Consider the following 12,284-nt stretch of genomic DNA (forward strand, 5'->3'; position numbering starts at 1 on the left):
ACGGGCGCCCCTCTTTTTTTCCACTTTACCGCTCGCTCGACATCACCTCATCTTCCAGTGCATCCACCATGAACTGCGGCATCGCCAATGCCCCACGGTGGGTGTCGGCGTTGTAATAGCGGGTCACAAACGGCCGCTGATCCGCGTCTTCCTCACGGAAGTACACCACCGGCTTTTCCTTACCCGCCATAGTGCAGCTCCACCAGCCGGTGGGATACACCGGTTGCGGGAACGGCAGGGTGCGAACGTGGTCGAAACCGGCCTTTTTCATGTCGTCGTGAATGGTTTTGATGATGGTGTTGGTGTGCAGCAGCGGCGATTCGCTTTGCTGGACGATGATGCCACCGTCGCGCAGGGCGATCATGCAGTCGCGATAGAAGTCCAGGGCGAACAGACCTTCAGCGGGACCGACCGGATCGGTGCTGTCGATGATAATGACGTCGAGACTTCCGGGCACCGCATCACGTATCCATTGGATACCATCGCCAAAGAAGAAATTGGCGCGTGGATCAGTGTTGGATTCGCATAGCTCGGGGAAGTACTGTTCCGAGAGGCGAGTGACGCGTTCGTCGATTTCCACCTGCCAGGCCTCTTCCACACCGGGGTGCTTGAGGACTTCTTTCAGGGTTCCACAATCACCACCGCCAACAATGACCACTTTCTTCGGGTCTTTATGGGTAAACAGGGCCGGATGAGTCATCATTTCATGATAGAGGAAGTTGTCTCTGGTGGTCAGCATCACGCAGCCATCGAGCACCATCAGGTTGCCGAAGGTTTCGGTTTCCCAGATTTCCAGTTTCTGGAACTCGGTTTGTTCTTCGTGCAGCTTTTTCTTTACCTGCAGGGAAAAGGCGGTTCCCTGATCCTGGAATACTTCGGTAAACCAGCCATCGTTCAGTGCAGTCATGTCGTGTCTCCGGATGTGCGCGTTGAGCCTGTTCGTATTGAGGCTATTGTAGGTGCGTAACCAGCACACCTAAAGGACTATCATTACCCCCGGGCCGTGTTTTTCGGGTGTTGTTCTTTTAGCGGGGCGGTGGAATCCATACAATGAGCGCCATAGGCCGGCCCGTTGCCGGCTGCGGACTCAGCACAGGAAAGCCCCATGAGTGAACCAACCCTCAGCGCCGCCCACAAGGTGTACAACATCGCCCACTGGAGCGATGGCTATATCGATGTAAATGCCCGTGGCGAGGTACTGATAAGACCCGACCGGGGGCACAGCGGCGAGGACATCAACCTGCCCGACCTTACCCGCTCCCTGGTCAGTGAGGGGGTTCAGCTTCCGGTGTTAATCCGTTTTACCGATATTCTCCATGATCGGGTCAACAAACTGTGTGGCGCGTTTAACAAGGTCGCTCGCGAACACGGCTACCAGGGAGGCTACACCGCCGTCTACCCGATCAAGGTCAACCAGCAGCGCCGGGTGGTTGAGGAACTGCTCTGCGCCGAACCGGCCGCCAGCGACAACCAGATTGGCCTCGAAGCCGGCAGCAAGCCGGAGTTAATGGCGGTTCTGGCACTGTCGCGCCAGCAGGAGTCGGTGATTGTCTGCAATGGCTACAAGGACCGCGAATATATCCGGCTGGCGCTGATCGGGCAGAAACTGGGGCACCGGGTGTTCATTGTGGTTGAAAAACAGTCCGAGTTGCCGCTCATCCTCGAGGAAGCGCGCCGTCTGGGAGTGACTCCGCTGATTGGTGTGCGCGCACGGCTGGCCACCATCGGCAAAGGCAACTGGCAGAACACCGGCGGTGAGAAGTCGAAATTCGGCCTGTCCGCAAGCCAGGTACTGGATGTGGTCGAAACCCTGCGCCGTGCCGAGGCCCTGGAATCCCTTCAGTTGCTGCATTTTCACCTGGGGTCGCAGATAGCCAATATCCGAGACATCCAGACCGGACTGCGCGAGTGTGCCCGTTTCTACAGTGAATTGCGCCACATGGGGGCACCGGTAGGCACGGTCGATATTGGCGGCGGGCTCGGTGTGGACTACGAGGGCACCCGTTCACGCAGCAGTTGTTCGATGAATTACAGCGTACACGAATACGCTTACAACGTGATTCATATCCTGCAATCGGAGTGCGATCGGGCGGGCATCCCCCATCCCAACCTGATCAGTGAATCCGGCCGTGCGCTGACGGCTCACCACTCGGTACTTGTGACCAATGTGATTGACCGGGAGATACCCGACAAGCGTCCGCCTGAACAACCGGTCAGTGATGCCCCGGCACCGCTGCAGGATTTGTGGCGCGACCTGGAGAGCCTGCGGGATGAGGCATCGCGCCGTTCCCTGGCTGAGATCTACCACGACGTGCTCCACGCCATGGCGGATGTCCACACCCAGTTTGCCCACGGCCTGTTGTCACTGGCGGACCGCGCACGGGCGGAAACGCTCTACACCACCTGCTGCCGGGCTCTGAGAAAACAGCTGAACTCCGCGAATCGCGCGCACCGGGAGATCATTGACGAGCTCAATGAAAAACTGGCGGAGAAGCTCTTCGTGAATTTTTCGTTGTTCCAGTCACTGCCGGACGTGTGGGGTATTGATCAGATCTTCCCGATCATGCCTGTGAACGGACTGAATCGCCCCCTCACCCGTCGTGCGGTCATCCAGGATATTACCTGTGACTCCGACGGGCGAATTGACCGGTACGTGGACGGCCAGGGCATCGAAACCACCTTCCCGCTGCCTGAAGAGGCGCCGGAAGAACCCATGCTGATGGGCTTTTTCATGACCGGTGCCTATCAAGAGATCCTCGGTGACATGCACAACCTGTTCGGCGACACTCATTCGGTGGATGTGCGACGCAATCCCGGCGGCGGCCATACCGTCAGTGAGCCAATCCATGGCGATACCGTGGCCAAGGTGCTGCAGTATGTGAACTTCGAACCCACTGCCCTGCTTCGGGCCTATCAGCAGAAATTTGCCGCCAGCGGATTGCCGGAAGACATACAGACGAGCCTGCTGGAAGAACTGGAGAATGGCCTGGGCGGCTATACCTACCTGGAAGAGTAACCCGGATCAGACCCTGCTTGCGCGCCAGGCTGAGGGTGACAGACCCTCCCACTTGCGGAAGGCACGGCCGAAATTCGACGGGTCGCTATACCCCAGGCGATAGGCAATGTCATCGATCCCGAGGTCGGTGCGCCGAAGCAGCTCCAGGGAGCGCCGGTGGCGGATGTCATCAAGGATGCCCTGAAATTTCGCGCCTTCGGCACTGAGCTGACGGCGCAGCGTCCTGGGTGACACACCCAGTTGCGCCGCCACGGAATCAATACCCGGAAGCCGGCCATCCCGTACCGATTCCAGCAACCGCCCCACACGCTCGGGAATCGATGTGGTCGCCTCCAGCGATCGCATTTCCTCCTGGCATTGCGCTTCCGCTACCCGACGCGCCACAGGATTGGACAGGGAAATTGGCAGTTCCAGAAACTCCTTGCGAAAACGGAGCTGATTGGCGCCGGCGTCAAACCGGATACGATTGCCGAACAGGGATTCATAGGCCTGGGCATACTCCGGTGGCGGATAATTCAGTCGACAACTTCCACCATCAAGCAGGCGGCGTCCGAACAGGAGCAAGTTCACATCCATAAGCGAGGCCAGCACTACTTCTGCATTGAACCGATGCAGATCATCCAGGGCGTGCACGATATCGAGTTGCAGCACAGCGTCGCTGCCCTCGGTAAAGAAACTCAGATTCATATACACGAACCGGATACGGAAATACTTGATCAGCACCGTAAGAGCCTGGCCAATGTTGTCACAGCTGATGGCGGCCTGTGACAGGGAACCGTGGGTAGTGAACTTCAGGCGCTTGCCATATTCCAGCCCCAGGGCCGGATCGTGACTCAATGCCAATGCCGAGCGACAAAGACGACTGAACTGCTCCACGGTGATGAAGTTGTCGGGGTGCCCCAACATGGCCGGACGAATATCGGCCGAGCGCAGCAACTCGGGACGCGCAGCACCCTTCTCTTCCGCCAACTGGCAAAGGATATCGGCGTAGTGGGCGCGAATAACGGGCAGATTGCCGGTCTTTCCGGGAGCATTCATGTTGGCCAAGCGTTCCTGAATAAATACCTGCAAAAGATTAGCCGTGATGATAGCGGTCGGCAATCTCCCTGCAGACGACACCGAGCGGCGGAGAAGCCAGCCAGTACAACTGGGAAAAAATACCGCCCAACAGATCCGTCTGCCCATCGCCCCCGTAAATATCGTGACTGACAAACCCGGGGCGAGTGCATAGAATGATGAACACAACAATGCCAAATCATGCGACTGTCAAGGAGCGTCCGGTGTCCACACTGGATCAGAAGCCAGCACGAGCCGAGGGCCGCAAGGACCCCTGGAGCCAATTGCTGGAGAAAGTGGGAAAGAACCAGGATCGGCAGGCCTACCACGCTTTGTTCGAGCACTTTGGTCCTCAGATCAAGTATTACGCCATGGCCAATGGCATGGCGAGTCACGCCGAGGAGCTGGTACAGGAGGTTTTCGTATCGATCTGGCGGCGCTCCTGCTTGTACGACTGGAGGAAGGCAGCCGCGTCGACCTGGATTTTCACCATCGCCCGTAACCAACGCATTGATATGCTGCGCAAGATGAAGCGCACGAGTGCGGAGATGCCGGTTGAAACGGAAGATCTGTGGCAAATTCCCGGCGAAAACGAAGACGAGCCGGTTACGTCGCTGCACCGCCTGATGTCTGAACGTCGCGTGCGAGAGTCCCTCAGCCACCTGCCGGAAGAACAGATTACAGTAATCGCCAAGGTCTACATGGAAAGCAAGTCACACCAGATGGTGGCGGACGAGCTCAACATACCGCTAGGTACCGTAAAAAGCCGGGTACGCCTGGCGCTGAACAAACTGAAAGTGATTTTGCAGGACCAGAACGTATGACACGGCACCATCCAGACACACTTACCCTGATGGAATTCAGTGCGGGCAACCTCAGTGAGCCCCACGCACTGTGCATTCGTCTCCATCTGGACCAGTGCCCCCATTGTCGCAGCCGTGTGGATACGCTCGACAGCCTGGGGGCCGTCATGATGGAAAGTCAGCCCCAGGTCGGTGTTTCATCGGACATGTTTGACGCTATCCTGTCACGCATAGACAGCGAGCCTGACATGACGGAGACCTACATCAGTACACAAGCCAAGCGCATGAGCCCTCTTCAAAAGTTGTTGGGCGACGATCTCAACTCGCTGCCCTGGAAACGTCAGCTCGGCGATGTCAGTGTGCTGGATATCAGCGAACGGTTTCCCGGCCAGAGCGAGCAGGTGGTGCTTCAGAAACTGGCCGCCGGTGGGAAGGCACCCGCGCATACCCACAGAGGGAGTGAAACCACGATAGTTCTTCAGGGTGCATTCTCAGACCAGAAAGGTGTGTTCAACCAGTGGGACTTCGTGGTACTCAATCAGGAAGACGAGCACAAACCTGTGGCGGTTGGCTGCGAAGACTGCATCACCCTGTCGGTGCTCAGCGCACCGGTTAAATTAACCGGCACGTTCACTCGCTTATTGAACCCCTTTATACGCTGAGGCGGATGGACCGGAAACTGTACCGGCCTGGCCGAAGCCTTGGCCGAAAATGACCGGCCTTTGTCAGTTTGTGACCTTCCGGACGACACGTTGATAAACGATACTGATTACGTTGATTAGTGTCTCTGAACTAGTCCGGCCCCCCCCCCCGTCGGGTTGGGCACTCGCTTACAGGCCACGCTCTTGCGTGGCCTTTTTTATGCCTGCTCACCTCACCCCATGAATACGATATCCGACGACTGATTAGAGACAGCCGGCAGGGCTGGGTTACAATCGTGACTTTTCTCCGGAGATGCAGCATGACGGGTGACGACTTCCATTTCCGCTTCGGCGGTATCGAACGACTCTATGGCCGCCGGGCGCTGGAGCACTTCCGTCACGCTCACATTGCCATCGTTGGATTGGGTGGCGTGGGCTCCTGGGCGGCTGAAGCCCTTGCCCGCTCCGGCGTCGGCACCTTGACGCTGATCGACATGGACGATATCTGCGTGTCCAATACCAATCGCCAGCTCCACGCGCTTAGCGGGCAGTACGGGCGCACCAAGACGGACGCCATGGCAGACCGTTTGCGGTCGATCAACCCGGAGGGTGACATTCGGGTCCATTTCGGGTTCCTGAACACGAAAAACGTCGATGAACTGATTACCCCGGAGATGTCAGGGGTGGTCGATGCCATCGACAGCGTCAAAGCCAAGGCCGGGCTGATTGCACACTGTCAGCGTCGCAAGATTCCATTGGTGTGTGCTGGCGGCGCCGGCGGTCAGATGGACCCGACCCAGATCCGCGTCAGTGACCTGAGCAAAACCACACAGGATCCATTGTTGGCCAAGGTGCGTAATACACTCCGTCGGGAGTACGGGTTCTCACGCAATCCCAGACGGCGTTTCGGAATTGAAGCCGTGTACTCCCTGGAACAGCTCACGTATCCTGCAGGGGACGGTGAGGTTTGCCTACAGAAGCCTGCCACCGAAGGCCCGGTCCGTCTGGATTGCGCCTCCGGGTTTGGTGCTGCCAGCCCCGTCACCGCCAGTTTTGGTTTCTTCGCGGCGGCGCGGTTGCTGGCTCGCCTGGCGCGCAAGGCCAATTCCGACAAGACGGCAGACTTTCCTGCAGGACTACAGAATTAAACCCATACTTCAACGGAACTGACCCCATTATGACCGTCAGCACTGTCTTTCTCCTTGCCTGTATCGGTGTGCTCTCCCTGTTTTGCCAGTGGCTCGCCTGGCGGGTTCGCATGCCGGCCATCCTGTTCCTGCTGGCCGGCGGCATTGCCGCAGGGCCGCTGCTGGGATTTCTGGACCCCGAAATCGTGTTTGGAGACCTGCTGTTCCCGGTCATTTCCCTGGCCGTCGCCATCATTCTGTTTGAAGGCAGCCTGACCCTTCGCTACGACGAAATCCGCGGCCATGGCAAGATGGTCCGCAATCTGATTCCCGTCGGCTCCATTGTCACCTGCATCATTGGCACCCTGGCCGCCCGCTGGATCCTTGATGTGTCATGGGAGGTGGCCCTCCTGTTTGGCGCCATTTCCATCGTCACCGGCCCTACCGTCATCGCCCCTCTGCTCCGATCCGTGCGACCGGACGCAAAACTGGCCAACATTCTGCGCTGGGAGGGCATCATCATCGACCCAGTGGGCGCCCTGCTGGCGGTGCTGGTCTTCGAGGGCATTGTGTCCTGGGGCCAGGGCAACGTGTTCAGCCACTCGCTGTACATTTTTGGCAAGACCCTGGCAGTGGGTTTCCTGATTGGCGCAGTGGCTGGCTGGCTGAACGGCATTGCGCTGCGTAAGCACCTGCTGCCGCAATACCTGCACAACGCCGGTACCCTGACGTTCATGCTCGGGGTCTATGCCCTGTCGAATGAAATGGCCCACGAGTCCGGCCTGCTGACGGTCACTGTGATGGGCATCTGGATGGCCAACATGAAGCAGGTCCCCATCGACAGCATCCTGGAGTTCAAGGAATCCCTGAGCGTGCTGCTGATTTCCGCTCTCTTCATTATCCTGGCAGCACGGGTGGAGTTCGAAGCCATCGCTCAACTGGGCTGGGGGCTGGTGGCCGTGTTGGCGTTGCTGATGCTGGTTGCACGCCCGGCAAGCATCTTCCTGTCGGCCATTGGCACCAGTCTCAACTGGCGCGACAAACTGTTCCTGAGCTGGATTGCCCCCCGAGGCATAGTAGCCGCTGCTGTATCCGCCCTGTTTGCGTTTCAGTTGCAGAAACTGGGCTACGAAAGCGCCGGAGCCCTGGTACCGCTGATATTCATGCTGATCATCGCCACCGTCACCCTGCAGAGTCTTACCGCGAGGCCTCTGGCGAGGCTTCTGAAGGTCGCCGAACCGGCGGAATACGGCTTCCTGATTCTCGGCGCCAACCCGGTGGCCCGAAAAATCGGCCTGGCGCTGAAGAAACTGGAGGTTCCCGTTACCCTGGCGGACACCAACTGGGAGAACGTCAAACAGGCGCGCATGGAAAACCTCCAGGTGTATTTCGGCAACCCCGTGTCGGAGCATGCGTCGACCCATCTGGACCTTACCGGCATTGGTAATTTGCTGGTCATTTCCCCCTACAAGCACATGAATTCCCTGGCCACCTACCACTTCCTGGACTGGTTCGGAAAAGACTCAGTGCTAACCCTGGCCGAAGGGGATCAGGACCAGAAGGCCCGGCACCAGACCGCCGAGAAAATACAGCTTACGAGAGGACTCTTCGACGGAGTGAGCTACGCCAAGCTGGCCAGTTTGGCCAGCCAAGGGTATACGGTGAAGACCACCCAGCTCAGTGACGAATTTACGTTCGAGGATTTCCTGGACAAGTACGACCGTCAGGCCATGGTGCTGTTCGTGGTGAACACGCGCGAACACATCACGCCGGTCAAGAGCATGGAGGCCATCAAGCCCGAGAAAGACTGGACATTGGTAAGCCTGGTGCCACCCCAGGCGAGGAAGGAACGCAAGGAGCGGGATACCGGGGAGTCGCCGGAACAGCCACCGGAACCCGCTCCAACCTGAGCGTATCAGCGGGCCCCGCAGTCCAGGACCAGTTTACCCCGAACGTGCCCACCCTCCAGCAAGCGGTGGGCATCAGCGACCTGATCCAGCGGGAAGGCCTTGTCGATATGGACACGCACCTCGCCGTCCTCGATCAGTTCGGCGATCTCATCGAGATGAAACACATCGGGGCGGACGGTCATGCCATGGGCTCTCAACCCAAGGGACTCAGCCGCGGTTATGATCTCATCTGCCGTCACGGTGGGAATCGTGACCAGTACGCCGTGCTCACTCAGGGTGTGCAGGGAACGCTTGCCCGCTTCGCCGCCGACCAGATCCAGCACCACGTCCAGACCATAGCACTCGTCTACAACGTCGGTGGTGTGGTAATCAATCACCTCATGGACGCCAAAAGCCGCCAGGAAATCGCGATTACTGGCTGAAGCAGTGGCGATCACATGGGCGCCCCGTTCAAGCGCAAACTGCACGGCGAAATGCCCGACTCCGCCAGCACCGGCGTGAATCAGCACTTTCTGACCAGCCTCCAGTTCCGCCACTTCGAACAATGCCTGCCAGGCGGTCAACGCGGCCAGCGGCAAAGCGCCGGCAGTCATCAGGTCCAGTTCCTCGGGCACAATGGCCAACTCGTCGGCGCGAGCCACTGCGTATTGGGAATAACCTCCTCCGCCAGCCGGGAAGCCCACCATGCCCATCACCCGATCGCCTGGCGCCAACGTCGTCACGTCAGCACCAACCGCAATCACTTCGCCCGAAACATCGTAGCCGGGCGTCCATGGCAGGTGGTCTTCAATCTGCCGGGCGGCAAATCCCAGGCCTTTCCGCGTCTTCCAGTCGATGGGGTTCAACCCCGCGCCCGCCACCCTGAGCAAAACTTCCTCGGCGCCCGGCTCGGGGATGGTGGAACTTTCGATCCGCAGTACGTCAGTATCGCCAAAGTGGTCATAGACCACGTGACGCATGGCATGACCAGAATTCGGATCAACGGTGTTTTCCATGGGGCTCTCCAGACAGCTTCAGGGACAGGATCATTTGTTCAGACTAGCAGAATCCTCAAGGTGTGGTATCAAAGCCGCGACCACCGGGCACCATCGCTCCACCGAGGATGTCGGCGTATTCCGCAGGCATCCGCGAGGGCCTCTGGCTCTTCATGTTGACACAGGCATGGGTGGATACCGCGCGCACCAGGGTCTTGCCATCGGATTCACGCACCAGTTGGAATTGCCGCGCCGAGCGAAAGCGCCCATCGAACCCGGTCAGCCAGGTGCCCAGCACCAGCCGGTCGCCGGCATTGGCGGACGCCAGGTAATCGATTTCAGTACGGGTAATGGCCATGGCTTTGCCGGTTTTTTCATGCAGCTCCCAGGTCATGCCGAGGCTGTCGATGTGCTGCCAGCTGATATCTTCAAGCCAGCGCACGTACACCACGTTATTGGCGTGCCCGAGCTTGTCAGTGTCCGCGTCCCGGACGTCGATGGTCATGGTGAATGGTTCGGGAAGATCCCAGTTCACCGGATCAAACTCACTCATTGTCGCTGTCTCCCAACCCCGGAATAGCCGACAAGGCTAGCCGGCCGATGCGGTCGTTGTGAAGTGAACCAAAGTAGAGGTGACCGTCATGGGGGTTGACCGACGTGATCTCCCGCAGATGGGTACCCTTGGTGTCGTGAAGACTGGTAATCACGCTGCCGTCCGCGTCCATGGCCACTACCAGCCCGTATTCCTGGGGCTTCGGCTTGAAGTAATCTGGCAGTTTGGCCAGCAGGTCTTTCAGCCATGGCTGCCGATGCAGGGCATCCACCTGGGCATTCCGGAGCGTGGGAAACGCAACCCAGTAGCGGCCCTCGTGGTCGACCGCCAGGTTGTCGGGGAACCCGGGCAGGTTGTCGGCAAACACTTCCGCCTGTCCGGGATAGCGGCCACCGATCCAGTACTTGAGGATTCGATACTTCCAGGTTTCATTCACCAACAGGTACTCGCCGTCCGGCGACACCGCCACACCATTGGCAAAATGCAGGTTGCTGAGCAACACCTCGGTTTTACCGGTGGCCGGATCATAACGAAGCAGGCGACCGTGAGGGCGCATCTCAAGCAAATCCAGCTGATACTCAGGCTGACGGAATCGCGAACTGGCATCCGTAAAGTAGATGCGGCCGTCCGGGGCAATATCCACATCGTCGGTGAAACGGAATGGCAAGCCTTCTGCCTCTCGGGTCAGTACGGTGACGGTCTTGTCCGGCGCTATGGAGAGAAGCCCCTTCCAGGCATCCGCCACGATGAGATTGCCGTGGCGATCAAACACCATCCCCAACGGCCGGCCTCCGGTTTCCAGCCACTTCTCCGTCTGGCCATCCGGTTTGACCCGGACGATCCAGCCATCCTGCGTGCCAGTGTAGAGAATACCGTCGTCATCCACCGTGGTGTCTTCAGGGCCGTACACCTCTCCCCTGGCCAGCAGGTCTGCCAGTCTCAGGCGTTCGTTGGGCGCCAGCTTACCGGTCAATGGCTGCGGCGAAGGGGCGTTCCAGGCCTGGCTATTAATGGGAGATGGCGACAACAGGAAGCCCCCCAGCACCAAAAAACCAATCAGCAATGCGCCCAGAAGCCACTTCATAGAGGATGCCTGTTCCTGTCAGATACGATTCCGTAACCTTATCAGACACCCGCCAGCGGCTAAACTGGCAGGTACCCGCCGCTACCAGGCGCTAATCCGTGAGGAAACGACGACACAGTGCCGCAAAGCTGTCGGGTTTCTCTGCGTGCAACCAGTGCCCTGTGCCGTTGATGATTCGCAAATCCGCTGCGGGAAAGCGCTGACGGATGTCGTCGCGGTGTTTCTCCTGGATATAGGCCGAATCGGCCCCCTTGATAAACAATACCGGACCTTCAAACGGCCCGCTCCCCTCCGGTGCCTGCGCAAGGCGGGGATAACATTGCTCTATCACCGGCAGGTTCAGCCGCCAGCGGTACGGTCCGGGATGCTGGCCTTGTTCGTCATCCCCCACCCGCACCAGGTTCTTCAGCAGGAACTGCCTGACACCAAGCTCCTCTACATGTTCCGCCAGCACCCTGTCGGCATCCTGTCGCGTGCGGATAGAGCCCAGATCCACTGAGGTCAGCCCCTCCAGCACCGCATCATGACGGGGTTTATAGGTCACCGGTGCGATATCCGCCACGATAATTCGCTCAACCCGGCCCGGAGCTTGCAATGCCACCTGCATCGCGGTCTTTCCGCCCATGGAGTGCCCCAGAATAGACGCCTTTTCCAGCCCCTGAGCATCCATGTAAGCCAACACATCGTCGGCCATAGCCGGGTAATCCATGGTGTCGGTATGGGGGGAAGCGCCGTGATTGCGCTGATCCAGAGCATGAATCTGCCACTGGTCCTGCAGGCGACGGGTGATGCCTCCCAGATTTTCCAGCGAGCCAAACAGGCCATGGAGAAGGATCAATGGCGGGCCTTCGCCGGTAATGCGGTAATTGAGTTCAACACTCATGGTCATGACCTCCTGGAGTCGCCGGACAGGTTCGTGTGAGAACGGGCTGCTATCGTTAAGCCGACTACATTACCATCGAATGTTATTGGAACAAGGGCAAGCCGCAGGCTTACCCGACAACCGGTCAGATAATTCAGGCAAAAAAAAGCCGGGGTCTCCCCCGGCTCAGGTCATAAACGTTTGCTGAAACTGATTAGCAGTAGTACATGCTGTTCAGGTACTCAGCCAAAGCGGCAA

11 protein-coding genes are annotated in these 12,284 nt (G+C 58.7%); 5 read left to right on the forward strand and 6 right to left on the reverse strand.

Translation table 11 applies throughout. From position 1 onward, the window contains the following. Positions 1-25: 25 nt before the first annotated feature. Positions 26-907, reverse strand: coding sequence for a polyamine aminopropyltransferase (gene speE / locus JJO78_RS19230; RefSeq protein ID WP_273624458.1), 882 nt, complete (start codon positions 905-907; stop codon positions 26-28). A gap of 198 nt (positions 908-1,105) precedes the next feature. Here speE and speA point away from each other — a divergent pair, with 198 nt between their 5' ends. After that, positions 1,106-3,016, forward strand: a complete 1,911-nt coding sequence (speA, locus tag JJO78_RS19235) for a biosynthetic arginine decarboxylase (RefSeq protein ID WP_085681683.1) — start codon at positions 1,106-1,108, stop codon at positions 3,014-3,016. 6 nt (positions 3,017-3,022) lie between these two features. On the opposite strand, the gene JJO78_RS19240 is transcribed toward speA, so the two are convergent. Next, positions 3,023-4,054 (reverse strand): AraC family transcriptional regulator, encoded by a 1,032-nt coding sequence (locus JJO78_RS19240; RefSeq protein WP_273624459.1) that lies wholly within the window; start codon positions 4,052-4,054, stop codon positions 3,023-3,025. 242 nt (positions 4,055-4,296) lie between these two features. Between JJO78_RS19240 and JJO78_RS19245 the strand changes: the two genes are divergently transcribed. The 4 genes from JJO78_RS19245 (at position 4,297) to JJO78_RS19260 (ending at position 8,553) form a co-directional block, all read left to right on the forward strand. Beyond that, entirely contained in the window at positions 4,297-4,896 is a 600-nt protein-coding gene (locus JJO78_RS19245; RefSeq protein WP_036203098.1) for a sigma-70 family RNA polymerase sigma factor, read from the forward strand. After that, positions 4,893-5,537, forward strand: a complete 645-nt coding sequence (locus tag JJO78_RS19250; protein WP_041332624.1) for a ChrR family anti-sigma-E factor — start codon at positions 4,893-4,895, stop codon at positions 5,535-5,537. The genes JJO78_RS19245 and JJO78_RS19250 overlap by 4 nt, the downstream gene beginning before the upstream one ends. Positions 5,538-5,836: 299 nt before the next feature. Next, entirely contained in the window at positions 5,837-6,664 is an 828-nt protein-coding gene (gene tcdA / locus JJO78_RS19255; protein ID WP_273624460.1) for a tRNA cyclic N6-threonylcarbamoyladenosine(37) synthase TcdA, read from the forward strand. Between the two features lie 29 nt (positions 6,665-6,693). After that, positions 6,694-8,553 carry a cation:proton antiporter gene (locus tag JJO78_RS19260; RefSeq protein WP_126810656.1) on the forward strand — a complete coding sequence of 620 codons (1,860 nt, stop codon included), beginning with the start codon at positions 6,694-6,696 and terminating at the stop codon, positions 8,551-8,553. Positions 8,554-8,558: 5 nt separating this feature from the next. Here the strand turns inward: JJO78_RS19260 and JJO78_RS19265 are convergent, their stop codons facing one another. From JJO78_RS19265 to JJO78_RS19280, 4 genes are all read right to left on the reverse strand, one after another. Continuing rightward, entirely contained in the window at positions 8,559-9,548 is a 990-nt protein-coding gene (locus tag JJO78_RS19265; protein ID WP_036203087.1) for an NADP-dependent oxidoreductase, read from the reverse strand. 55 nt (positions 9,549-9,603) lie between these two features. Then, entirely contained in the window at positions 9,604-10,080 is a 477-nt protein-coding gene (locus JJO78_RS19270) for an acyl-CoA thioesterase (protein ID WP_126810658.1), read from the reverse strand. Then, entirely contained in the window at positions 10,073-11,164 is a 1,092-nt protein-coding gene (locus JJO78_RS19275) for an SMP-30/gluconolactonase/LRE family protein (RefSeq protein ID WP_075195015.1), read from the reverse strand. Before JJO78_RS19275 ends, JJO78_RS19270 begins: the two co-directional genes overlap by 8 nt. A 91-nt stretch (positions 11,165-11,255) precedes the next feature. After that, positions 11,256-12,047 (reverse strand): alpha/beta fold hydrolase, encoded by a 792-nt coding sequence (locus tag JJO78_RS19280; RefSeq protein ID WP_085681685.1) that lies wholly within the window; start codon positions 12,045-12,047, stop codon positions 11,256-11,258. Positions 12,048-12,284: the final 237 nt, after the last annotated feature.

Origin of the sequence: Marinobacter sp. DS40M6, from assembly GCF_028581595.1 — a bacterium.
GTDB classification, from domain to species: Bacteria; Pseudomonadota; Gammaproteobacteria; order Pseudomonadales; family Oleiphilaceae; genus Marinobacter; species Marinobacter salarius.